The sequence below is a fragment of the Bradyrhizobium sp. 87 genome (genome assembly GCF_023073015.1).
Taxonomy (GTDB): Bacteria; Pseudomonadota; Alphaproteobacteria; order Rhizobiales; family Xanthobacteraceae; genus Bradyrhizobium; species Bradyrhizobium canariense_D.
Genome location: NZ_JADPIQ010000128.1, coordinates 560171 through 581984, shown reverse-complemented (window position 1 = coordinate 581984; position 21814 = coordinate 560171). Strand labels below are relative to the sequence as shown.

The 21814-nt window shown below is 63.6% G+C and carries 21 protein-coding genes and 2 pseudogenes; 6 read left to right on the top strand and 17 right to left on the bottom strand.

Annotated elements, in window-relative coordinates:
- Window positions 1-23 precede the first annotated feature (23 nt).
- A complete protein-coding gene (locus tag IVB50_RS34195; protein ID WP_026232523.1) occupies window positions 24-485 on the top strand; it encodes a carboxymuconolactone decarboxylase family protein in 462 nt (153 codons plus the stop codon).
- A 158-nt stretch (window positions 486-643) separates the two neighbouring features.
- Here the strand turns inward: IVB50_RS34195 and IVB50_RS34190 are convergent, their stop codons facing one another.
- The 6 genes from IVB50_RS34190 to IVB50_RS34165 all read right to left on the bottom strand — a co-directional run bounded on the left by IVB50_RS34190 (window position 644) and on the right by IVB50_RS34165 (window position 6331).
- A complete protein-coding gene (locus tag IVB50_RS34190) occupies window positions 644-1504 on the bottom strand; it encodes a D-amino-acid transaminase (protein WP_018453384.1) in 861 nt (286 codons plus the stop codon).
- A gap of 122 nt (window positions 1505-1626) precedes the next feature.
- Window positions 1627-2358 (bottom strand): amino acid ABC transporter ATP-binding protein, encoded by a 732-nt coding sequence (locus IVB50_RS34185; protein WP_018453383.1) that lies wholly within the window; start codon window positions 2356-2358, stop codon window positions 1627-1629.
- A gap of 8 nt (window positions 2359-2366) precedes the next feature.
- Window positions 2367-3059 carry an ABC transporter permease subunit gene (locus IVB50_RS34180; protein ID WP_018453382.1) on the bottom strand — a complete coding sequence of 231 codons (693 nt, stop codon included), beginning with the start codon at window positions 3057-3059 and terminating at the stop codon, window positions 2367-2369.
- 4 nt (window positions 3060-3063) lie between these two features.
- Window positions 3064-3795, bottom strand: a complete 732-nt coding sequence (locus IVB50_RS34175) for an amino acid ABC transporter permease (RefSeq protein ID WP_026232522.1) — start codon at window positions 3793-3795, stop codon at window positions 3064-3066.
- A 115-nt stretch (window positions 3796-3910) separates the two neighbouring features.
- Window positions 3911-4822, bottom strand: a complete 912-nt coding sequence (locus IVB50_RS34170; protein WP_026232521.1) for an amino acid ABC transporter substrate-binding protein — start codon at window positions 4820-4822, stop codon at window positions 3911-3913.
- Between the two features lie 99 nt (window positions 4823-4921).
- The gene (locus IVB50_RS34165) at window positions 4922-6331 is read right to left on the bottom strand and encodes a M20 family metallopeptidase (protein WP_018453379.1); all 1410 of its coding nucleotides are present in this window, start codon (window positions 6329-6331) and stop codon (window positions 4922-4924) included.
- Between the two features lie 241 nt (window positions 6332-6572).
- On the opposite strand from IVB50_RS34165, the gene IVB50_RS34160 reads away from it, so the two are divergent.
- Window positions 6573-7952 (top strand): LLM class flavin-dependent oxidoreductase, encoded by a 1380-nt coding sequence (locus tag IVB50_RS34160; protein WP_018453378.1) that lies wholly within the window; start codon window positions 6573-6575, stop codon window positions 7950-7952.
- A gap of 160 nt (window positions 7953-8112) precedes the next feature.
- Here IVB50_RS34160 and IVB50_RS34155 read toward each other — a convergent pair whose 3' ends face one another.
- From IVB50_RS34155 to IVB50_RS34140, 4 genes are all read right to left on the bottom strand, one after another.
- Window positions 8113-9774: a thiamine pyrophosphate-binding protein gene (locus IVB50_RS34155; RefSeq protein ID WP_018453377.1), complete on the bottom strand. Its 1662-nt coding sequence runs from the start codon at window positions 9772-9774 to the stop codon at window positions 8113-8115.
- 105 nt (window positions 9775-9879) lie between these two features.
- The gene (locus IVB50_RS34150) at window positions 9880-10383 is read right to left on the bottom strand and encodes a GFA family protein (RefSeq protein WP_018453376.1); all 504 of its coding nucleotides are present in this window, start codon (window positions 10381-10383) and stop codon (window positions 9880-9882) included.
- A 217-nt stretch (window positions 10384-10600) separates the two neighbouring features.
- Window positions 10601-11728 (bottom strand): alkene reductase, encoded by a 1128-nt coding sequence (locus tag IVB50_RS34145; protein WP_026232520.1) that lies wholly within the window; start codon window positions 11726-11728, stop codon window positions 10601-10603.
- 119 nt (window positions 11729-11847) lie between these two features.
- The gene (locus IVB50_RS34140; RefSeq protein WP_247299325.1) at window positions 11848-13344 is read right to left on the bottom strand and encodes an aldehyde dehydrogenase family protein; all 1497 of its coding nucleotides are present in this window, start codon (window positions 13342-13344) and stop codon (window positions 11848-11850) included.
- Window positions 13345-13538: 194 nt separating this feature from the next.
- Here IVB50_RS34140 and IVB50_RS34135 point away from each other — a divergent pair, with 194 nt between their 5' ends.
- On the top strand, window positions 13539-14384 hold the full coding sequence (locus IVB50_RS34135) for an SDR family NAD(P)-dependent oxidoreductase (protein WP_018453373.1): 846 nt from the start codon (window positions 13539-13541) through the stop codon (window positions 14382-14384).
- Between the two features lie 164 nt (window positions 14385-14548).
- On the opposite strand, the gene IVB50_RS34130 is transcribed toward IVB50_RS34135, so the two are convergent.
- From IVB50_RS34130 to IVB50_RS34105, 6 genes and pseudogenes are all read right to left on the bottom strand, one after another.
- The gene (locus IVB50_RS34130; RefSeq protein WP_007615092.1) at window positions 14549-14755 is read right to left on the bottom strand and encodes a hypothetical protein; all 207 of its coding nucleotides are present in this window, start codon (window positions 14753-14755) and stop codon (window positions 14549-14551) included.
- A gap of 71 nt (window positions 14756-14826) precedes the next feature.
- Entirely contained in the window at window positions 14827-15240 is a 414-nt protein-coding gene (locus IVB50_RS34125) for a Rieske (2Fe-2S) protein (protein WP_018453372.1), read from the bottom strand.
- A gap of 14 nt (window positions 15241-15254) precedes the next feature.
- Window positions 15255-16366 (bottom strand): annotated as a pseudogene (locus tag IVB50_RS34120) (amidohydrolase family protein).
- 13 nt (window positions 16367-16379) lie between these two features.
- On the bottom strand, window positions 16380-17444 hold the full coding sequence (locus IVB50_RS34115; protein WP_018453370.1) for an amidohydrolase family protein: 1065 nt from the start codon (window positions 17442-17444) through the stop codon (window positions 16380-16382).
- Window positions 17445-17668: 224 nt separating this feature from the next.
- Window positions 17669-17944, bottom strand: a complete 276-nt coding sequence (locus IVB50_RS34110) for a YiaA/YiaB family inner membrane protein (protein ID WP_007615098.1) — start codon at window positions 17942-17944, stop codon at window positions 17669-17671.
- Between the two features lie 39 nt (window positions 17945-17983).
- Window positions 17984-18679, bottom strand: a complete 696-nt coding sequence (locus tag IVB50_RS34105) for a PspA/IM30 family protein (RefSeq protein ID WP_018453369.1) — start codon at window positions 18677-18679, stop codon at window positions 17984-17986.
- Window positions 18680-18782: 103 nt separating this feature from the next.
- Here IVB50_RS34105 and IVB50_RS34100 point away from each other — a divergent pair, with 103 nt between their 5' ends.
- From IVB50_RS34100 to IVB50_RS34090, 3 genes and pseudogenes are all read left to right on the top strand, one after another.
- On the top strand, window positions 18783-19391 hold the full coding sequence (locus IVB50_RS34100; protein WP_026232519.1) for a TetR/AcrR family transcriptional regulator: 609 nt from the start codon (window positions 18783-18785) through the stop codon (window positions 19389-19391).
- Between the two features lie 112 nt (window positions 19392-19503).
- Window positions 19504-20958, top strand: a complete 1455-nt coding sequence (gene hydA / locus IVB50_RS34095; protein ID WP_018453367.1) for a dihydropyrimidinase — start codon at window positions 19504-19506, stop codon at window positions 20956-20958.
- A gap of 10 nt (window positions 20959-20968) precedes the next feature.
- Window positions 20969-21643: pseudogene (locus IVB50_RS34090) on the top strand (HAMP domain-containing sensor histidine kinase); the annotation flags it as partial.
- On the opposite strand, the gene IVB50_RS34085 reads toward IVB50_RS34090, so the two are convergent.
- Window positions 21600-21740: a hypothetical protein gene (locus IVB50_RS34085; RefSeq protein ID WP_007597071.1), complete on the bottom strand. Its 141-nt coding sequence runs from the start codon at window positions 21738-21740 to the stop codon at window positions 21600-21602. The pseudogene IVB50_RS34090 and the gene IVB50_RS34085 overlap by 44 nt on opposite strands.
- Between the last annotated feature and the right edge of the window lie 74 nt (window positions 21741-21814).

Here is a 21814-nt window from a genome sequence, read left to right as displayed (position 1 = left end):
CCCAGCCAGCAAGGAGAACGACCATGAAACCCCGCATGAATTTCTACCAGGCCGCACCCGACACGATGAAGGCGCTGATGGCACTGGAAGAGCAGATCCAGTCGACGGGCCTTGAGAAATCGTTGATCGAGCTCGTCAAGATCCGGGCGTCACAGATCAACGGCTGCGCCTTCTGCATCAACATGCACACCGAGGACGCCCGCAAGCGCGGCGAGACCGAGCAGCGCATCTATCTGCTCAACGCCTGGCGCGAATCACCGCTCTACACCGACCGCGAGCGCGCGGCGCTGGCCTGGACGGAATCAGTGACGCTGATCTCCGAGACGCACGCGCCTGATGACGTCTACGAGCAGGTCCGCCCGCAATTCTCCGACGCGGAGACGGTGAACCTGACCATGCTGATCGGCGCCATCAATGCCTGGAACCGAATCGCGATCGCGTTCCGTGCGGTTCATCCGGTGAAGGTGAAGGCATCGGTGGCGTGAGGTGCTGATGTGTGGAGGCCAAACTGCCTCAATACATTCGCCTGTCATGCCCCGGCTTAACCGGGGCATCCAGTACGCCGCGGCTTCTCGAGTCCAGCACTCCCGTCACGGAGTACTGGATCGCCCGGTCAAGCCGGGCGATGACGGCGGTAGGTAGCTTAAACCGCCGTCGCCTTCGCGAACTCCACGTAGATCTCGCGCAGCCGCATGGCGATCGGGCCGGGCTTGCCGTCGCCGACCTTCTTGCCGTCGATCGCAACCACCGGCTGGACGAACAGCGACGCCGAGGTGGCGAAGGCTTCCTTGGCGGCGAGCGCCTCGGCGACCGTGAAGGAACGCTCTTCGACGCGGAGCTGACGCTCTTCCGCCAGCGCCACCACCGCCTTGCGGGTGCAGCCCGGCAGGATCGCGTTGGAGTTCTTGCGGGTCACGATGACGTCGTCCTGGGTCAGGATGAACGCTGAAGACGAACCGCCTTCGGTGACGTAACCGTCTTCCAGCATCCAGGCTTCGCCCGCACCGGCTTCGGCCGCGGCCTGCTTTGCCAGCACTTGCGCCAGCAATGCTACGCTCTTGATGTCACGCCGCTCCCAGCGGATGTCGGGCACGGTGATCACATTGATGCCGGTCTTGGCCGAGGCGGCGTTGATGATGTCCTTCTCCGACGTGAACATCACCAGGCTCGACTTGACGTCGCCCTTGGGGAAGGCGAAGTCGCGGCCCTTGTCGGCGCCGCGGGTGACCTGGAGATAGACGAGGCCGTTCTCGACCTTGTTGCGTGCAATCAGCTCCTGCTGGATCTCGGTGATGCGCTCGACCGTCTCCGGGAGCCTCAGCTTGATCTCGCCGACCGAGCGCTCCAGCCGCGCCAGATGCGAGGCATTGTCGACCAACTTGCCGTCGAGCACGGCCGAGACCTCATAGATGCCGTCGGCGAACAGGAAGCCGCGATCGAGGACCGAAATTTTGGCGTCCGAAAGCGGGACGAATGAGCCGTTGACATAGGCGATCGGATCCAAGGCAGGTCTCCTGGCGGGAATAGGGATTACCCGCTGGTATAAGGGATTTGTCGGTGCCACGAAACCCTCAACCCGTCATTCCCGACCGGCGCCAGGAGGCACGTCGCGGAATGACAGTGGGATCAATGCGACAGAATCTTCGACAAGAACTTCTGCGCGCGGTCGCTGCGGGGCTTGCCGAAGAAATCGTCCTTCGGGGCGTCCTCGACGATCTCGCCGCGGTCCATGAAGATCACGCGGTTGGCGACCTTGCGGGCAAAGCCCATCTCGTGCGTCACGACCATCATGGTCATGCCCTCATGGGCGAGGTCTACCATGACGTCGAGCACCTCGCTCACCATTTCGGGGTCGAGCGCCGAGGTCGGCTCGTCGAACAGCATGACGATGGGATCCATCGCGAGCGCGCGGGCGATCGCCACGCGCTGCTGCTGGCCGCCGGACAGGTTCGCGGGAAATTTTTGCGCCTGTTCCTTCAGGCCGACCCGCTCCAGCAGCTGCATGCCTTTCGCCACCGCCTTGTCGCGCGACCGGTCGAGCACCTTCTGCTGCGCGAGGCAGAGATTATCAATGATCTTCAGATGCGGAAACAGCTCGAAGTGCTGAAAAACCATGCCGACACGCGCGCGCAGCTTGGGCAGATTGGTCCTGGGGTCGTTGACCTTAGTGCCATCGACGCTGATGTCGCCTTTCTGGAATGGCTCCAGCGCGTTGACGCATTTTATCAGCGTCGACTTGCCTGATCCCGACGGACCGCAGACCACGACCACCTCGCCCTTGGCGACGCTGGTGGTGCAGTCGGTCAGCACCTGGAAGGCCGGGCTGTACCATTTGTCGACGTGGCTGATCTCGATCATGGCAAACTCTATCGAATGATGGCGATGCGCGCCTGCAGGCGGCGAACGCCGAAGGACGCGATACAGGAGATGGTGAAGTAGACGATCGCTGCGAATAGATACATTTCGACCAGACGGCCGTCGCGCTGCGCGACCTTGCTAGCCGCACCGAGGAAATCGGTGATCGACAGCACATAAACCAGTGAGGTGTCCTGGAACAGCACGATGGTCTGCGTGATCAGGACCGGCAGCATGTTGCGGAAGGCCTGCGGCAGAACGACGTAGCGCATGGTCTGGGCGTAGGTCAGGCCGAGCGCGTTGGCTGCGGCCGGCTGGCCGCGCGAGATCGACTGGATGCCGGCACGCATGATCTCGGAGAAGTACGCGGCCTCGAACATGATGAAGGTGATGAGCGAGGACGCGAACGCGCCGACACTGATCGGACGCGACGCGCCAGTTACCCATTGCCCGATATAGGGCACCAGGAAGTAGAACCAGAAGATCACCAGCACCAGCGGCAGCGAGCGCATGAAGTCGACATAGACGCCCGCGATGCGGCCCAGCACCTTGTAGCCGGACAGCCGCATCAGCGCGATCGCCGTGCCGAAGACGAGGCCGCCGAGTGCAGCAAGCCCGGTCAGCATCAGCGTGAACGTCATGCCCTCATAGAATAGATAGGGCAGCGTGCGGATGATGACCCCGAAATCAAAATTGCTGAACATGGCGCTACTTCCCCGTGATGTAGCCGGGGATCGCGACCCAGCGCTCGAGGAAGCGCATCGCGGTCACGACGACGGCGTTGACGAGGAGATAGAGGATGGTCGCAGCGGTGAAGGCCTCGAACACCTGGAACGAGAATTCCTGCATCGAGCGCGCCTGGCCGGTCAGTTCGAGCAAACCAATGGTGATGGCCACAGCCGTGTTCTTGATGGTGTTGAGGAACTCGGACGTCAGCGGCGGCAGGATGATGCGAAAAGCCATCGGCAGCAGGATGTAGCGATAAGCCTGCAGGGTCGTCAGGCCGAGTGCGGTCGCCGCCATCTTCTGCCCGCGCGGCAGCGATCCGATGCCGGCCTGCAACTGCACGGCGACGCGCGCCGACATGAAGAACCCGATGCCAATCGCGGCCGTCCAGAACGGCGCGTTCGGCAGTTGTTTCAGCCACAATCCCGCGGACCTTGGCAACACTTCCGGCAGCACGAAAAACCACAGGAAGAGCTGCACCAGCAGCGGCATATTGCGGAAGAATTCAACATAGGCAAAGCCGAACCAGTACGCTCCCTTCGACGGCAGTGTGCGCATCACGCCGACGATCGATCCGGTGATCAGCGCGATGATCCAGGCGAGCGCACCCGTCTTGAGGGTCAGCACCAGGCCCGACAACAGCATGTCGAGATAGGTGCCGGTCCCCATCGGGTTCGGCTGGAAAAAGATTCCCCAGTTCCAGTTGTAGTTCACGTGTCCCCCGCGCGAACGCGCCAGTCATCGATGTCCTGGCGCCTATGCAAATGTCCGGCCATCCTGGAGTCAAGATGGCCGGACACGATCCCGATCGAAAGATCGAGGTTATAGCTTACTTATAATCGTCCGGGTTTGGCGAGTCCGTCGGCTTGGCAAACTCGTTCTTCAGCTCGGCCGAGATCGGCGTGTTGAGATTGAGGCCCTTCGGCGGGATCTTCTGCGTGAACCACTTGTCGTAGATCTTCTGGCCCTCGCCGGAGGTGTAGAGCGCAGCGGTCGCCGCGTCGACGACCTTCTTGAAGGCCGCGTCGTCCTTGCGCAGCATGATGCCGTAGGGCTCAGGCTTGGAGAACGCGTCCTTGGAGATGACGTAGTCATCGGGCGACTTCGAGCCGGCAACGAGGCTCGCGAGCAGGATATCATCCATCACGAAGGCGACCGCACGGTCGGTCTCGACCATCAGGAAGGCCTCGGCGTGGTCCTTGGCCGGAATGATGTTTGCGCCGAGGCTTTTTGCAACATTGGCCTCGGTGAGCTGTTTGATGTTGGTGGTGCCGGCAGTGGAAACCACCGATTTTCCCTTGAGGTCGTCAATCGCCTTCAGGCCACTCGACTTCTTGAAGACGTAGCGGCTGGCGGTCAAATAATGGGTGTTGGTGAAGGCAACCTGCTTCTGGCGCTCGGCATTGTTGGTGGTCGAGCCGCATTCGAGATCGATGGTGCCGTTCGCCATCAGCGGGATCCGGGTCGCCGAGGTCACCGGATTGAGCTTGACCTCGAGCTTGTCGAGCTTGAGCTCCTTCTTCACGGCGTCGACGATCTTGTAGCAGATGTCCATCGCGTAGCCGATGGGCTTCTGGTTGTCGTCGAGATAAGAGAACGGGATCGAGGAGTCGCGGAAGCCGAGCGTAATGGCGCCGGTGTCCTTGATGTTCTTGAGCGTGCCGGTCAGCTCCTCGGCCCCGGCCTGGCCGACGGCGAAGGTCGCGGCGAGCGCGAGGCCGATGCTACGGAAATGTTTCACGTTTTGGTCCCCTTTCAGGATGATGCCGGCGGGATGCAAGCACAAATTGGGTTGGAATAGAATGTGACTTTTGGCTGGATCGCGGCTCCGGTTAACGGCTCAGGCCGGCGGGCGCGTTAGCGGGCTTGTTAGCGGGCTTGGCAATTCCCCGAGATCCCAGAACAGGCCGGCCATCACCGTCAAGGCCTCTTCGGTCAATGGCAGCAGGATGTGCTCATTGGGCGCATGCTGGGAGCAGCCGGGATAGGAGTGCGGCACCCAGATCGTCGGCAGGCCCAATATCTCGGAAAACACGTCATTGGGCAGCGAGCCGCCGAAATTCGGCAGCACCGCCGGCACTTTGCCGGTGGTCTCCTTCACCGAATTCGCCGCCCATGCGATCCAGGGGCTGTCGAAATCGGTGCGCGATGCCGCGAAGCTCTGTGCGGCCCGCACTTCGACCATCGGAAAACCCCTTTCGACCAGATGCGCACGGACGGCTTCGATCAGGCCGTCGACCTTGGTGCCGACCACGAAGCGCAGTTGCAGCACGGCATTGGCGTGGCCGGGAATGGCGTTGGCCGGCTTCTCGATGTTTCCCGACGACATCGCCAGCACTTCGAGCGTGTTCCAGGCATAGAGCCGCTCGGCCGCCGAAAGACCCTCCTCGCCCCAGTTCTCGGCCAACGCCGGCTCGTCCTCGGTCGGCACCACCTGCACGTCCGCAAGATAGCTGCGGATCTGGTTGGTGAGGCGCGGCGGCTTCAGCGCGTCCAGCTGAAGGCGGCCGTGGCCGTCGACCAGCGTCGAGATCGCGTTGACCAGAATGGTCGCTGGGTTGGCGAGCACACCGCCCCAATTGCCGGAGTGATGGCCGCCGTCGCGAAGGTTCACATCGAGATGAATGCGGATGCCGCCACGGCAGCCGAGGAATAGGGTCGGACGGTCGGCGGACAGGCGCGGCCCGTCGGAGGCCACGAACAGATCGGCCTTGAGCGCATCGCGATTGAGATCGCAGACCTTGCCGAGATCCGGCGAGCCGATCTCCTCGCCCATCTCGAGGATGAACTTGGCGTTGAAGCCGAGCTTGCCGCCGCGGGCCTCGCGCACCGCGCGGAGTGCCGCCATGTTGATGCTGTGCTGGCCCTTGTTGTCGGCGGTGCCGCGACCGTAGAGACGCGTGCCCGAAACCGTGGTGCGCCAGGGATCGCGGCCGTCGCGCCACTCGCCTTCCATCCCGTCAACGACGTCGCCATGGCCGTAGATCAGCACGGTCGGCGCCGTCTCACTTTCGCGGCGTTCGGCGAACAGGAACGGCGCCTTGCCGCTGGGAGATTCGATCATCCGGCTTTCGAAATCGAGCGCGGCAAAAGCGGGCACCATCTCCTGTTCCAGATAGGCGCGCAGCTCGACGCTCCGGTTCGGATTCTGGCTCTCGGTCTGGTAGGCGACGCGGCGGTCGAGTTCGGCGAGGAACGCGCCCGATTCAAAATCGTCACGGGCGCGGGCGATGGCATCGGCTCTGGTCATTATTTTCTTTTTTAGGTTGCGAGGCGAAGGAGCATACCCGATACGGGCAGGCCTCCGAAAGTGGCGGGGACTTCGATAGTCTTGGGATTTCGTTCTTGCTCTCTTGAGATTGGCTTGCCAAGCGCGGCAGCGCCGCTGATTTTGGCCTTGCCAACGTCGCGCTATATGCAAGAACTTCGCCAAGTTCGGGCGCAGCTCTATCATTCGAAGAGCGCCCGGTACAGGGCGCCGGGGGACCATCATGGCCAAGCAGATCAGGCTCAATGCATTTGCGATGAATTGCGTCGCGCACCAATCACCGGGCTTGTGGACCCATCCGCGCGACCGCACTGCCGAATATAACCGCCTGCCCTATTGGATCGATCTTGCCAGAACGCTGGAGCGCGGCCGTTTCGACGGACTGTTCCTGGCCGACGTGCTCGGCGTCTATGACGTCTACGGCAACAGTCCTGACGCAGCCTTGCGCAACGCAGCCCAGTCGCCCTCGAACGATCCGCTGCTGCTGCTGTCGGCAATGGCCGCCGTGACGCAGAATCTCGGCTTCGGCGTCACCAGCAATCTCTCCTTCGAGCCGCCCTATCCGTTCGCGCGGCGGATGTCGACGCTCGATCATCTCACCGAGGGGCGTATCGGCTGGAACGTCGTCACCGGCTATCTCGACAGCGCCGCGCGCGGCGCCGGCAAGGACAAGCAGATCGGGCACGACGACCGCTACGAGATCGCGGACGAATATATGGAGGTCGTCTACAAGCTCTGGGAAGGGAGTTGGGAGGACGACGCCGTGCTGCGCGACCGCACGCGCGGCATCTTCACCGATCCCACAAAGGTCCATCGCGTCAACCACGAGGGCGCGAACTACCGCATCAACAACACCATCCACCTGAGCGAACCGTCGCCGCAGCGGACGCCCGTGCTGTATCAGGCCGGCACCTCGCCGCGCGGACGGCAGTTCGCGGCACGGCACGCCGAATGCGTGTTCATGTCGGGGCCGTCAGCCAAGGTGATCGCGCCGCGCGTATCGGCGATCCGTCAGGAGGCCGCCGCGTTCGGCCGCAATCCGGCGGAAATCCTGATGTTCTCGATGATGACGATCATCCTCGGGCGGACGGAAGCCGAAGCGAACGAAAAATATGCCGACTATCGCCGCCACATCAGCCCGGAAGGCGCGCTGGCGCTGATGTCGGGATGGACCGGAATCGACTTCTCCGGCTACGAGCTCGATCAGCAGGTGCGCCATGTTCAGAACGATGCCGGCCGCAGCGCACTCGATAACGTCACCCGCGCCGATCCCGATCGCGTCTGGACCGTGCGCGACGTCATCGAGCATGTCGGCGTCGGCGGCGCAGGTCCCGTCGTGGTCGGCACGCCGGAAATGGTCGCGGACAAGATCGAGGCGTGGTTCGAGGCGACCGATGTCGACGGCCTCAACGTCGCCTTCGCGATCTCACCCGGCGATTTCGAGGACATCGCCGACATGCTGGTGCCGGAGCTGACGCGACGCGGGCGGTACAAGGCGGAGTACGCGCAGGGCACGCTACGCGAGAAGCTGTTCGGCGAGGGGCGGGCGCGGCTAGGTGCGCCGCATCCGGCGGCAGGGTTCAGAGTGGGGAGAAAGGGGTAGCGCCGCTAGGTACGCTGTCATGCCCCGGCTTGACCGGGACATCCAGTACGCCGCAGCGTCTCGACTCAATCACCGCCGGCTCTGGAATACTGGATCAGCCGCCTTCGCGGGTGATCACGACTGATAATGTGGCGGCACCAATGCCGCAGGTGACGCTGCCCTACAGCTTCCCGTCCACCATCACCTCGATCAGTTTCGTCCCCGGCCGGCCAAACGCCGACGCCAGCGTCGCCTTCAACTCTCGGGGATCGCTGACTTTGATTGCCTCACATCCCAGCGCCTTAGCCACGCCCGCGAAATCCACCGGCGGATCGACAAAATCCATGCCGACGTAATTGTCGTCGCCGTGGAAGGCGAGCAGGCGCTGCTTGATGATGCGGTAGCCGCCATTGTTGGCAATGACCACATTGAGCGGCAGCTTGTGATGCGCCGCTGTCCACAGCGACTGGATCGAATACATCGCGCTGCCGTCGCCGGAGAAGCAGACCACCGGGCGATCGGGATTGGCGATGCTGGCGCCGACGGAGGCCGGCAGGCCCCAGCCGATGCCGCCGGAGGCAAGGCCGTGATAGCCGAAGCGATCGCGGTGCGCACGCAAGGCCGTGATCTGGCGGCTCGAGGTGAGGCCTTCGTCCACGAGGATGGCATTAGCGGGCATGGCCTCGACCATTTGCAGCACCAGCCAGTCCGGATCGATGGGGCTGCGGTCCGCGGCCTTGCCGATCTGCTCGACCAGCGCGGTGCGCCGCGCGGTCCAGTTCCTCGGCGCGAGTTCGGTCAGCCGTTGCTTCGCGCGGCTCGCCAGGGCAGCGCCGCCCATCTCCTTCAACACCGGGATCAGCGCGCGCAGCGTTTCCTTCAAATCCGCCTTCAGCGCGATCTCAGCCCCGTAGTTCTTGGCGATCTCCCAATCGCCGAGGCCGATCTGCACGATGCCAAGGCCCTCCGGCAGCGCGTCGACCTCGCTGTAGACCGACATCCGCAAGGGATCGCCGCCGAGCGCGATCAAGAGGTCGAAGGGCGCAAGCGTGTCGCGCGCGACTTTCTGGACACGTGCCAGCGTGCCGACGAAGCTCGGGCTCTCCGAGAGGAAGTGCGAGCCATAGGGCGTCGAGGATTGGTAGGCAGCCGCGCCGAGTAGTTCTGCGAGTTCGGCGGCCTCCATCAGCGCATCGCTCTTGACCACTTCGTCCATGGTGACGATCACGGGACGCTCGGCCCTGAGCAGTCGGGCGGCGAACGCCTTCAGTGCCTCATCCGATGGTCTTGTGCGAGCGTCAATGCGGGTGGAGCGACCGAGATCGATCCCTGCCTCGCTGTTGAGGATATCGCCGGGCAATGAAATGAACACCGGCCCGGTCGGCGGAGTGGTTGCGACTTTTGCGGCGCGGCGCACGATGCGCGGCAGATCCTCGAGCCGCGTCACCTCGACCGCCCATTTCACCAGCGGCTCGGCCATGCGCACCAGCGGCCCATACAGCACCGGCTCCATCAGTCCGTGGCCCTGCTCCTGCTGGCCCGCGGTCAGGATCATCGGCGTGCCCGTGAACTGGGCGTTGTAGAGCGAGCCCATCGCGTTGCCGAGGCCGGGCGCGACATGGACGTTGCAGGCGACCAGCTTTCCGGAGGCGCGGCTATAGCCATCCGCGATCGCCACCACCAGGCTCTCCTGCATCGCCATCACATAGGCGAGGTCAGGGTGATCCTTCAGCGCATGCATGATCGGCAGCTCGGTGGTGCCGGGATTGCCGAACAGATGCGTGATGCCCTCGTCCTTGAGCAACGCGAGAAAGGCGGAGCGGCCGGTGATCTTGTTCTTCATGTTTCCTCCAGAGGCGGACGTTGCCGCAAGGCAAAAAGCATGATGGCCGAAATCGCGGGAGGCGCGCAAGGAAGCGCGGTCATGGCTGCGTTGCGTGGGACAGCGCTACATCTCCTCGCGCCCCAACTCGAACGGATCCTCGCCGCTCGCCCGCTTCTTTTTTTTCGAGCGCTGCCAGACCACACCGGGAAAGCCTTTCAGCGGCACCAGCGGCTCGCCGGTATAGGTCCATTCCTGCAGCTCTTCGATCGCGATGTGATAGAGCGGCTGGCGGCCGGTGCGTTCCCTAAACAGCGCACGGGGGATGTTGACCATATGCGGCCCGCGCGGGCGCTCATATGCGATCGGCGTGCCGCAATGCGCGCAGAAGCTGCGCGCGGTCTTCGTTGCCTTGTCCTCGTAGCGCGTCAGCGCCGTCTTACCTGCGGTGATGCGAAACCGCTTCTTCCAGCTTCCGACATAGGTTGCATAGGCGGCGCCGTGGGCGCGACGGCTGGCGGCGGAGTGATCGTGCCAGGCCCAGCGTGCGGGAACGTCGATCTCGAAGGTAACCCTGCCGCAGAGGCACTGGCCGGTGGCTATACCTGCGGCGGCTGCGGCTTTGGCCATTGTCTCTCCTCTCGTCATTGCGAGCGCAGCGAAGCAATTCAGAGTCTTGCCGCCGAGGCAGTCTGGATTGCTTCGCTGCGCTCGCAATGACGGAGTTCGTGGTGTCAGTCGGGGCAACACAATAACTCTGTAGCCCGGATGAGCGAAGCGACATCCGGGAAGACCAGAGCTTGAGTGAACCCCGGATATCGCTTTGCTCATCCGGGCTACAGCAGTGTCAGACCGGCGTCAGTTCGTCGTACGCGGGATAATCCGTATAACCCTTCTCCTCGCCACCGTAAAACGTCGCACGGTTATACGGCGTGAGAGGGTAATCGTGCTGCAGGCGGAGCGGCAGATCGGGGTTGGAGATGAAGATGCGGCCGAAGGCGATGATGTCAGCATGCCCCTCCGCAATGGCGGCGTTCGCGGTCTCGCCGGTAAATCCGCCGGCGGTCATCAGCACGCCGCTGTAGAGCGGGCGGAACAGCAGCATCGCCGACGGCACGTTCTGCCAGTTGACTTCGGCGCGCCCCGAGCCGCTGGAGCGCGGTTCGATGAAATGCAGATAGGCAAGACCGAGCTTGTCGAGCGCGTTGACCACGTGCGTGTAGAGCGGCATCGGATCGGGCTCGCCGGAATCATTGGCGATGCCGTGGGGCGACAGCCGCACGCCGACGCGGCCCGCGCCCCAGACGTCGATCGCGGCCTCGGTCACTTCGAGCAGAAGCCGCGCGCGGTTCTCGATCGAACCGCCATATTGATCGGTGCGCTGGTTGCTGCGTGATTGCAGGAATTGCTCGAGCAGATAGCCGTTGGCGCCGTGGATCTCGACCCCGTCGAAGCCGGCGGCCAGCGCGTTCTTCGCACCCTGCCTGAAGGCCTCGACGATGCCCTTGACTTCATCCGTGTCCAGCGCGCGCGGCGTCTCATAGTTGGAGATCTTGCCGTCGGCAGTCATCGCCTTCATGCCTTCGGCCTTGATCGGGATCGCGGAGGCCGAGACCGGCAGCTCCCCGCCGTGGAAGGAGGAATGCGAGACGCGGCCGACGTGCCAGAGCTGGAGAAAGATGATGCCGCCCTTGGCGTGCACGGCGTCGACCACCTTGCGCCAGCCCGCGATCTGCGTCTCCGAATAGATGCCGGGCGTCGCTGGATTACCGCGGCCGTGCGAGAGCACGGGCGAGGCCTCGGCGATGAGCAGGCCGCCTTGGGTGGCGCGCTGGCCGTAATATTCGGCGTTGAGCGGCCGCGGCGAAAAGCTCTCGCGCTCGGCCCTCATGCGCGTCAACGGCGCCATCGCGACGCGATGCGCGAGCGTGTACGGACCGACCTGCAACGGTTGAAACAACGCCTCGAATTTCATGCTGGCCTCGAATGGCGAAGGAAGGATGCGCATCATATAGCGAGGGGCGGCTACCGAGAGAAGGCGCCGCCCCTGCAAAAGCAGATATTCCCTCCCGCGGAACGCGGGAAAGACCAGTGTTACGCCGTCTTGATCCACACCGCCTTCACGTTGAGATATTCCTCGACGTGCTGCTTGCCGGATTCGCGGCCGTAGCCGCTCATCTTGTAGCCGCCGAAGGGCACGGCCGGGTCCATCGCCTGGTAGCAGTTCACCCACACCGAACCGGCACGGAGCCTCTTCGCGACCGCATGCGCCTTGCTGACGTCCCGCGTCCACAGGCCCGAGCCGAGACCGAACGTGGTGGCGTTGGCGCGCTTGACCAGCTCGTCCATGTCCTTGAACGCGATCGCCGAAATGACGGGACCAAAGATCTCCTCCTGCGCGATGCGCATATTGTCCTGGACGCCCGCGAACACTGTCGGCGAGACGAAGAAGCCTTTTGCAAGCGCGCCTTCGGTGACGCGGCCACCGCCGGCAAGCGCCCGCGCGCCTTCCTTTTGGCCGATGTCGAGATAGCTGGTGACGCGCTCGAGCTGTTGCTCGGACACCAGCGGTCCGATCTGGGTGTTGGGATCGAGGCCGTTGCCGACCTGCAGTTTCTTGCCGAACTCGGCCACGCGGCCGACGAACTCCTCATAGATCGACTGCTCGACGAAAAGCCGGGTGCCGGCGCTGCAGATCTGTCCCGAATTGGCGAACACCGCCATCGCAGCGCCCGGCACGGCCGCATCGAGATCGGCATCCGCGAACACGATGTCCGGCGACTTGCCGCCGAGCTCGAGCGAGACGCGCTTGAGGTTGCCGGCCGAGGCGCGGATGATCGACTGGCCCGTGACATGCGAGCCGGTGAAGGCAACCTTGTCGACGTCGTGGTGTGCGGCAAGCGCCGCGCCCGCAGTCTCGCCATAGCCAGGCACGACGTTGATGACGCCGGGCGGAACGCCCGCTTCCATCGCCAGCTCGGCGATGCGCAGCGAGGTCAGCGGCGCTTCTTCGGCCGGTTTGAGCACGACGGTGCAGCCGGTCGCGATCGCCGGACCGATCTTCCAGATCGTCGCAGTCAGCGGACCATTCCAGGGAATGATGGCGCCGACGACGCCGATCGGCTCCTTCAGCGTGTAGGAGAAGATTTCGCCGGGCAGCGAGTTCTCGATGGTCTCGCCATGGATCGCGGTGGTCTGGCCGGCATAATAGCGCAGCATGCCGACGGCGCGCAGGCGATAGGCACGGGTACGGCTGAGCGGCGCGCCCATGTCGAGCGTGTCGAGCTGCGACAATTCGTCGAAATTCTTCTCGACGAGGTCGGCAAGCTTCAGGAGCAGATTCTGCCGCTCGAACGGCTTGACCTTGCTCCAGGGCCCTTCGAAGGCGCGGCGAGCGGCAGCAACTGCGCGATCGATATCTTCCTTGTCGCCCTCGGCCACTGTTGCGAGCAGTTCGCCGGTCGCGGGGTTGTGGGTCTCGAAGCGCTTGCCTGAGGCAGCATCGACCCACTTCCCGTCGATCAGCATCTGCTTGTAGGATCCGTTGGCGAATGGATGGCGCGTGATCGGAATAGCCTGCGACACAGCCATGGCTGAACTCCCTGTCAATGATTGATTGGTTCGATCTGGGTGGGATCGTTGATCGATAGAATACTGCGATGCCGGACAGGCGTAAAGTAGAGGCGTAGAGTCGGCGCGGAACGAACACCTCCCATGCCGACTTGTGCGGGGTCGCGCGAGTGCCATGTTATAGCACGACCGAGCCCCTCCCCGGAGACCGATCCATGCCACATCCCGCGATCATCAAAGACAATGTTGCCGTGATCACCGGTGGCGCGTCCGGCATCGGATTCGCCGCCGCCGCAGCCTTCGCGCGAAACGGCGTGAAGGTGTGTATCGCCGATGTGGATCAGGCGCGGCTGGCGGACGCCGCGACAAGACTCTCATCCCTCACGTCCGCCGCACATGTGATGACCTTCGCGATTGACGTCAGCAAGGCCGAGAGCGTGATGGAACTGGAGCGCGCCGTCCACGAGCGCTTCGGCGGCACCGACATCCTCATGAACAATGCGGGCATCCAGCCCGGCAGCACGCTGTTCGGCGAACCCAACAACTGGCAGCGCATCATCGGCGTCAACATGTGGGGCATCATCAACGGCTCGCGCACCTTCGCGCCCAACATGATCGCGCGCGGCAGCGCGGGGCTCATCATCAACACCGGGTCGAAGCAGGGCATCACCACCCCGCCCGGCGATCCCGCCTACAACGTCTCCAAGGCAGGCGTGAAAGCTTTTACGGAAGCGCTCCAGCACGAGCTGCGCAACACTGCGGGTTGCCGCATCACCGCGCATCTGCTGATTCCCGGCTTCGTCTTTACGGGCCTTACCGCGAAGGGCCGCACAGAGAAGCCGGCCGGCGCCTGGACGGCCGAGCAGACCGTGAATTTCATGTTGGCGCGGCTGGAGGCCGGGGATTTCTACATTCTGTGCCCGGACAACGATGTCCCGCGCGCGCTCGATGAAAAGCGCATGCTGTGGGCCGCCGGCGACATCGTGGAGAACCGCCCGCCGCTGTCACGCTGGCACCCGGACCATGCGGATGCATTCGCGAAGTTCGTGAAGGGGGATTAGGCGTTTTTCCTTCTCCCCTTGTGGGAGAAGGTGGCGCGAAGCGCCGGATGAGGGGTTGCATCCGCAAATTCAGGAGCAGTGTCTCTCGCAGAGAGAAACCCCTCGCCCGTCTCGCCGCTATGCGGCGAGCCACCCTCTCCCACAGGGGGAGAGGGCGAAGAAACCTACAGCGTCTCTTGCTGATGCCCGCAATTCTTGCAGGCGAACTTGATGCGGGTCTGGCCCTTTGGCGCCTGCACACGGTTCGGGGCGCCGCATTTACCACAGACGGCCTCGATGCGAGTATCGCCCTGCTTGACGACGACGGTTTTCTTTTCCATCGATTCGCGGATCAGGCGCTCGGCCTCCTCACGCAGTGATTGTTTCGACAAAGCTCGTCTCCGCCATAAATGCGGGCGAGGCTTATCCCACCTGCGGCGAAATCACAATCCGAAACGGCTGCTCAGACCTCGACAATCACGTAGCTGTCCTCGACATGCACCGGAAAGGTCTCGGCAACATACGGGCCTTTCTGGAGTTCCTCGCCTCGCTCCACCGCGACCGGATATGACTTAATCTTGACGCGCTTCGGGTCGAACCAGGATTGGCCGTTGCGCATGTCGAACTCCCAGCCATGCCAGGGACAGCGCAGCATCTCGCCGACGCGCGAGCGCTGATAGATGCCGGGCTCGGGCGAGGTCAGTCGCGCGACACAGGCCGCTTTCTCCAGCGGCGCGCCTTCGTGCGGGCAGCGGTTCAGCAAAGCGAAGAACTCGCCATTGACGTGGAACACGACAATGTCGCGGCCGGCGACATCGACGACCTTGTTGCCACCGGGTGGGATCTCCGAGGTGGACGCGACGATGTGACGGGCCATCCGTGCAGACCTTCTCAGAACTTGTAGACCGCGCGGGCATTGGTGCTGAAGATCTTCCTTCGCTCGGCCTCCGTCAGTGGCGTCTTGAACGCAAAGCGCGGATCGTCGAAATCCCAGTGCGGATAGTCCGACGAGAACAGGAGACGGTCGATGCCGACCCATTCGATCAACGAGCGCAGGTGCCGGGCTTCGTCAGGTTCGTCGATCGGTTGCGTCGTGAACCAGAAATGCTCGCGGACATATTCCGACGGCTTGCCTTGAGATGCGGCACCTCGCTGCGAAACCGCTCAAAATGCTGGTCCATTCGCCACACCGCGGACGGGATCCAGCCGAAGCCGCCCTCGATAAAGACAAACTTCAATTTCGGAAAACGCTCCGGCACACCCTCGATCACGAGGCTGGCAAGCTGCGCCGCAATGGTGTGCGCGTTGGACTGGTGCTCCTCGACATAATAGGACGGCCAGCCGCCACCGGTCGGCGCATGCCCGCCATAGCCGCCGACATGGATGCCGAGCGGCAGGTCCAGTTCTTGGGCACGCTCGTAGATCGGCCAGTAGCGGCGGCGGCCCAACGGCTCGTTGGCGCGCGGCGAGACGTTGATCTGGACGTATTCGCCGATTTTCGCGCAGCGTTCGATCTCGGCAATGGCGAGATCGACGCCGTCCTGCCCGACCAGGATCGAAGCCTTCAGGCGCGGGTCGCGATGCGACCAGAACGCCAGTTGCCAGTCGTTGATGGCACGCTGGATCGCGGCGCCGAATTCGAGGTTCTGCTGCGAGAAGATGAAGAGATCGAGCACCTGCAAAATCCCGAACTCGACATCGAGCGGATCGAGATGCTGCTTCTGCATGAAGGCGAGATCCGAACCGGGCGGCCCGCCGGTCGGCGGCCAGGCATCGCGCCGCGCGATCAGCGGCGAAGAGCGCGGATAGGGCGTGGTGAACAGATAGGGCGTGCGCAAATGGCTGCCATATTCCTTCAGATGCTGCTGCCAGCGCTTTGGCAGAAACTCGTTGAGATCGTCGAACGAATGCAGGCTCGGATGAACGTCGCAATCGACGATGCGCAGCCGCGAAGCGGCAGGCTTTTCGTCTTCTCGTAGTGGGCGGTCGATGACGTCACTCATGCGAAACTCCGGTCTAGTTGGCGAGCGACAGCCGCGGAAACGTCTCCAGCGGGTTGTCGACGCACATCTTCGAGATGATGCTGTTCGGCAGGTCCGGCGGGATCGGATCGTCGCCGTCGAACTGCCAGTGCGGATAGTCGGACGCGAACAGGAACATCTTGTCCGAGCCGATCTGGTCGATGATCTCCTCGACGCTTTTGGCGTCGCCCGGCGCGTCGAACGGCTGCATTGTGACACGAAAACTGTCGCGGATGATCGCTGCCGGCTCGCGCTCGACCCAGGGCACCTCGACGCGCACGCCGCGCCAGGTCTTGTTGGCGCGCCACATGAAAGCCGGGAGCCAGCTCACGCCGGATTCCATCAGCACGACCTTGAGGTCCGGAAACTTGCCGAACACGCCCTCATAGATCAGGCTCAGGATCTGCGCCTGAAATGCCTGCGCCTCGACGAAGTAATATTCGTAGCGGTGCGACGGCCATCCGGCCGAGCTCGGCGCCTGCCGATATTGCGTGCCGGCGTGGATCGCGAGCGGCAGCTTGTACTTTTCCGCGAGCCGATAGACCGGCCAGAAATGCCGGCGTCCCAGCAGCGTCTCGCCCTGCGCCAGCACGAGGATCGACACGAAGCGGTGATCGCCGGCGCGGCGCTCGATCTCCTCGACCGCCAGATCCGGATCCTGCATCGGCACCACGATCGAGGCACGCAAGCGCGCATCGCGCGACAGCCACTCAGTCGCGATCCAGTCGTTGATCGCCCTGCAGAAGTCGGCCGCCATGTAGGGATCGAACACGGCCTGAGCGCCGTAGAGCACGTTGAGAATCGCGTGGCTGGCACCCAACTGCTCGAATGCGCCCTTCTGTACCATCGCAAGATCGGAACCAGGCTTTGCGCCGTTCGCCGGACGCCAGTCGGCGCGGCCCGCCAGCGGCATGCTGGGCGGATAGGAGGTGAGATCGAGCCCGTCGATGGCGCGGCTCACGACCTGCTCTTTCCAGTGATCGCTGAGATACGGCAGCAGCGTCGTGCGCGTGCCACCAACCGCCGGGTGGATGTCGCAGTCGATCCGCGTCACCGCCATGAAGTTCCTCGCCGAGATCTTGTAAGCACATCTTTTTGGCGGCATTCTTTGTGTGCCGCTCGTGCAGAGTGCTCCGGCCGCTGCCGGTGCGCAAGAGCGCACGCCCGCGCGATCCGTCATGGCTCGGTTGCATTTCGCTGGCGCGATAAGGTTTGACGGAATGCATCCGGCGCGAAGCAGCGGAACAAATTGCTCCGCTGCTTCCTTGCGTATTGTCATGCCTCTCAGGCCGCCTTGGAGACTTCCATCAGCAGACGTTCCGCCTTGGCATCCTCGATGCGGTTCACCATCCGGCTACTTTCATGGTTGTCCCGGACCGTCTTGGTCAGGGTGATGCAAGTCTGGATCAACATGACGATGCCCATGGTGAGATAACCCTTCATCCAGAGGTCGATCGGCAGGAAGAAGATGCCGATGGCGATGAGGAAGGCGGAGGCTGCGAAGGACACGTAAGTGAAAGTCACCCAGGCGCCGCTGTGGGGCTGGCCATTCTGGTTCATGATGGTCTCCTGTTGGTTCGAATGATGATGGGTTTGGGATCAGACCGTCGGCGTGCGCTTGGACTTCAACCGTGCCAGCACGTCGTCCGCGGTCGTCTTGAGCCTGGGGCCAAAACCCTGCTCGGCGAGTTTTTCGGCGGTGGCGAGCGGACCGGTGGCCGCATCGAGCTCGACCAGCGCGTCGTCGGCGGCCTGGGCTTCCATCTGCCGCTCACGAAGACGCCTCAAAGTGCTCTCCGCCTCCGGCAGCGTGGATTCGTAGGGGCGTGCCGCCTCGATGCCGCTGCGGCGAAGCGAGCGCACCGCTTCCGAGGCACGGGCGACGCGGCGGCCGCGGTCGAGCTCGGTGATGCGGGCCTGCGCGCTTGCGACGTGCCGCTTCAGCCGCGCGATTTCGGTTGCGAACAGTGCGCGGGCCGTCAGCGCCGCATCGCGATCGGCCTCCAGGCCCGCGATGGCTTCGGCAGCATCGTTGGCGAGATCCTCGCGGTCCCCGTCGAGCGCCGCGACCGCGCGCATCTCGAGATCAGCGATGCGGGCGACGGTCGCCTCGAGCTTGCGAGCTTCCTGCTGGTCCTGCGCAATCGCCAGCGCAAGGGTCCGTTTGCCGCGCTCGACGGCCGCGGCCGCGTCGCGCATCTGTTGATCGAGGATCAGAAGGGCCGTCCGGTCTTCCAGCTCCTCGCTGGCGGCGGCCACGCTGCCGCGGAAAAGTGTCACTACGGTCTTGAACATCTGAAGCTCCCTGTTATGAGCGTTGCTCACGGATGGTTTGTAGCAAGAAACTTGAACATCGTTCAAGGAATATTTGAGCGACGCTCAAGAATTTGGTTTGCAGATGACTAAGCCATTGGAACGCCGAGAGAAACTTCGATCCGATTTGATCCTGGCGGCGGAACGAATGATCGCCGACAGGGGATTGGCGGGTTTAAAGACCCGCGATCTCGCCCGCGAGATCGGCTGCGCCAACGGCGCGGTCTACAATCTCGTCGCCGATGTCGATGAACTGATCCTGCGCGTGGGCTCGCGCACTTTGCTTCGGCTCGACCGGGCCCTGAGCGCGGCGGAAAGCGCGCGCGAGCCGTCGCCGCAGGAGACCCTGGTCCGCATTGCTCTCGCCTATTGCGATTTCGCCGCGGAGAATCTCGAACTGTGGCGCGCTCTGTTCGAGCACCGCATGGCAGCCGACAAGCCCCTCCCCGACTGGTCCATCGACGACCAGCTGCAGCTGTTTCGCCACGTCTACCAGCCGCTGGCCGCGCTATTTCCAAAACGCAGTCGGGAGGAGCTCGGCATCACCGCGCGCAGCCTGTTCTCGGCGGTGCATGGCATGGTGGCGCTGGGACTGGAGCAGAAACTGGTCGCGGTGCCGCTGCCGGCGCTCCGGAAGGAAATCGCGGGCCTGGTGCGCGCGATGATTGACGGGCTGATCGCGCGGGCGGCGTAGGGGCCGAGAGAGCACGGCTCAACTGTCGGCGTGCCTGACTAAAATTTCACCTGTCGCGTCGTGTGCCGCGCGCTTAGCTTCGCGAGGTCCACTTTCCTCTCCGGAGCATCCAATGCCCCTCCTCATCCGCGGCGGCACCGTCGTCAATCATGATCATTCGCGCCGCGCGGACGTGCTGATCGACGGCGAGACCATCGTCGCGGTCGGGCAATCGCTCGATGCGCCGACGGGGTGCGAGGTCATCGATGCCGGCGGCGCCTACGTCATCCCGGGCGGCATCGATCCGCACACTCATCTCGAAATGCCGTTCATGGGCACTGTCACCGCCGACGATTTCGAATCGGGGACCAAGGCGGCGCTGGCCGGCGGCACCACCATGGTGGTGGATTTCTGCCTGCCCGATCCAGGCCAGCCGATGCTCGCGGCCTATCAGGAGTGGCGACACAAATCCGAGAAGGCGGCCTCCGACTACGGCTTCCACATGGCGGTAACGTCGTGGTCGAAGCAGATCCATGACGAGATGGAGACCGTGGTCAAAACCTACGGCATCAACACCTTCAAGCACTTCATGGCCTACAAGGGCGCGCTCATGGTGAACGACGACGAGCTCTACAACTCGTTCGCCCGCTGCGCCCATCTCGGCGCCATGCCTGTCGTGCATGCGGAGAACGGCGACGTCGTCGCCCTGATGCAGGAGGCGCTGATCGCGGGCGGCGTCACCGGGCCCGAGGGACACGCTTATTCACGGCCGCCGGAGGTCGAGGGCGAAGCCACCAACCGCGCCATCATGATCGCCGACATGACGGGGACGCCGGTCTATATCGTGCACACGAGCTGCCGCGAAGCGCATGAGGCGATCGCGCGCGCACGTGCGGCGGGCAAGCGCGTCTATGGCGAGCCGTTGATCCAGCACTTGTTGCTGGACGCCGGTGAATATCAGAACAAGGACTGGGATCATGCCGCGCAGCGCGTGATGTCGCCGCCGTTCCGCGACAGGTCGCATCAGGATAGTCTTTGGGCCGGTCTGCAAGCCGGCTCGCTGCAGGTGGTCGCGACCGACCACTGCGCCTTCACCACCGAGCAGAAGCGGTTCGGGTTCGGCGATTTCAGAAAGATCCCGAACGGCACCGGCGGCCTCGAAGATCGCCTCGCCCTGCTGTGGACCGCGGGCGTCGCCACGGGACGGTTGACGAAGGAAGAATTCGTCGCAGTCACCTCGGCGAATATCGCCCGCATCCTCAACATCTATCCGCGCAAGGGCGCGGTCGCCGTCGGCTCGGATGCAGATATCGTGGTTTGGGATCCCAAGGCGAGCAAGACCATCAGCGCGAAGCGGCAGATGAGCCGGATCGATTACAACGTGTTCGAGGGGTTTTCCTGCACCGGCGGACCGGCGGCGACGCTGTCGCGCGGCCGAATCGTCTGGAAAGACGGCGATCTGCGCGCCGAGGCCGGCGACGGCCGTTATGTCGAGCGCCCGGCGTTCTCGCCCGTGCATGTCGCCAATTCGACGTGGAAGGAGCTGACCGCCCCACGCGCCGTGCCCCGCGGAGCGGTGACGCCGTAGAATTGATGGCCGCGGCCTCGGCGTCCACGTGTTTTCGGCAATGCCTGTCATCGTCAACAACCACGTCGCGGGGGTGATCTACACGACGCGGACGCTTCAGGGCAAAGCGGGCAGCCTGACGCCGGCCGAGCAGGAGACGTTCATCGCCAACATCCTGTCCGACACAAAGCGGCTGGAAGCGATGGCGCAGCGGCTGCGCGAACTCGCGCGTGCCGAAAGCCTGCCGCAAAACGAGCGCACGGAATTGGCGCCGGTGATTGCCGACCTCAGGAGCCGATTTCCGGCGAGCTCGATAGAGGCCAGCGGCAGCCTCGACCTGATGATCGGCATGTCGGCCGAGAAGGCGCTCATCGTGCTGTCGCATCTCGCCGATAATGCGATGCGACACAAGGCTGGGACAATCAGGCTGAAAGCGATCGACGAGCGTACGACCCTGCGTGTGACGGTAAGCAATGACGGCGAGCCGATCTCGACGCCGAACCGCGACAGGATCTTCGACGCGTTCTTCACCACGCGCCGCGACCAGGGCGGCACCGGGATGGGGCTGGCGATCGCGCGCGCGGTGATGGCGAGCCATGGCGGCTCGATCAGGCTCACGCCGACCGATCAGGGCGCGGCGTTCGAGCTGCAGTTTCCAATGGCTAGATCGCGAACACCCAGGCGGCGACGATGGTGCCGATGGTGACCAGACCGGCGATGGTCCAGCCGGCTGCGTATTCCAGCTCAGGATGACCGGTCGCCCGCATGATCTCTGCCGGATCGGCGGTATGCTTCTCTGCCATGACAGCCTCGCATGTTACTTTCCGCGTCATATGTAAGTCGCATCAGCCACCATTAGGTTCCATCACGGAAATGC

Excerpts from the sequence above, each read along its gene's own strand:
- IVB50_RS34195 (WP_026232523.1), top strand. The coding sequence starts at position 24 with ATGAAACCCCGCATGAATTTCTACCAGGCCGCACCCGACACGATGAAG.
- IVB50_RS34185 (WP_018453383.1), bottom strand. The coding sequence starts at position 2,358 with ATGATCGAGATCAGCCACGTCGACAAATGGTACAGCCCGGCCTTCCAG.
- IVB50_RS34180 (WP_018453382.1), bottom strand. The coding sequence starts at position 3,059 with ATGTTCAGCAATTTTGATTTCGGGGTCATCATCCGCACGCTGCCCTAT.
- IVB50_RS34165 (WP_018453379.1), bottom strand. The coding sequence starts at position 6,331 with ATGACCAGAGCCGATGCCATCGCCCGCGCCCGTGACGATTTTGAATCG.
- IVB50_RS34160 (WP_018453378.1), top strand. The coding sequence starts at position 6,573 with ATGGCCAAGCAGATCAGGCTCAATGCATTTGCGATGAATTGCGTCGCG.
- IVB50_RS34155 (WP_018453377.1), bottom strand. The coding sequence starts at position 9,774 with ATGAAGAACAAGATCACCGGCCGCTCCGCCTTTCTCGCGTTGCTCAAG.
- IVB50_RS34150 (WP_018453376.1), bottom strand. The coding sequence starts at position 10,383 with ATGGCCAAAGCCGCAGCCGCCGCAGGTATAGCCACCGGCCAGTGCCTC.
- IVB50_RS34145 (WP_026232520.1), bottom strand. The coding sequence starts at position 11,728 with ATGAAATTCGAGGCGTTGTTTCAACCGTTGCAGGTCGGTCCGTACACG.
- IVB50_RS34140 (WP_247299325.1), bottom strand. The coding sequence starts at position 13,344 with ATGGCTGTGTCGCAGGCTATTCCGATCACGCGCCATCCATTCGCCAAC.
- IVB50_RS34135 (WP_018453373.1), top strand. The coding sequence starts at position 13,539 with ATGCCACATCCCGCGATCATCAAAGACAATGTTGCCGTGATCACCGGT.
- IVB50_RS34125 (WP_018453372.1), bottom strand. The coding sequence starts at position 15,240 with ATGGCCCGTCACATCGTCGCGTCCACCTCGGAGATCCCACCCGGTGGC.
- IVB50_RS34115 (WP_018453370.1), bottom strand. The coding sequence starts at position 17,444 with ATGGCGGTGACGCGGATCGACTGCGACATCCACCCGGCGGTTGGTGGC.
- IVB50_RS34110 (WP_007615098.1), bottom strand. The coding sequence starts at position 17,944 with ATGAACCAGAATGGCCAGCCCCACAGCGGCGCCTGGGTGACTTTCACT.
- IVB50_RS34105 (WP_018453369.1), bottom strand. The coding sequence starts at position 18,679 with ATGTTCAAGACCGTAGTGACACTTTTCCGCGGCAGCGTGGCCGCCGCC.
- IVB50_RS34100 (WP_026232519.1), top strand. The coding sequence starts at position 18,783 with ATGACTAAGCCATTGGAACGCCGAGAGAAACTTCGATCCGATTTGATC.
- hydA (WP_018453367.1), top strand. The coding sequence starts at position 19,504 with ATGCCCCTCCTCATCCGCGGCGGCACCGTCGTCAATCATGATCATTCG.
- IVB50_RS34085 (WP_007597071.1), bottom strand. The coding sequence starts at position 21,740 with ATGGCAGAGAAGCATACCGCCGATCCGGCAGAGATCATGCGGGCGACC.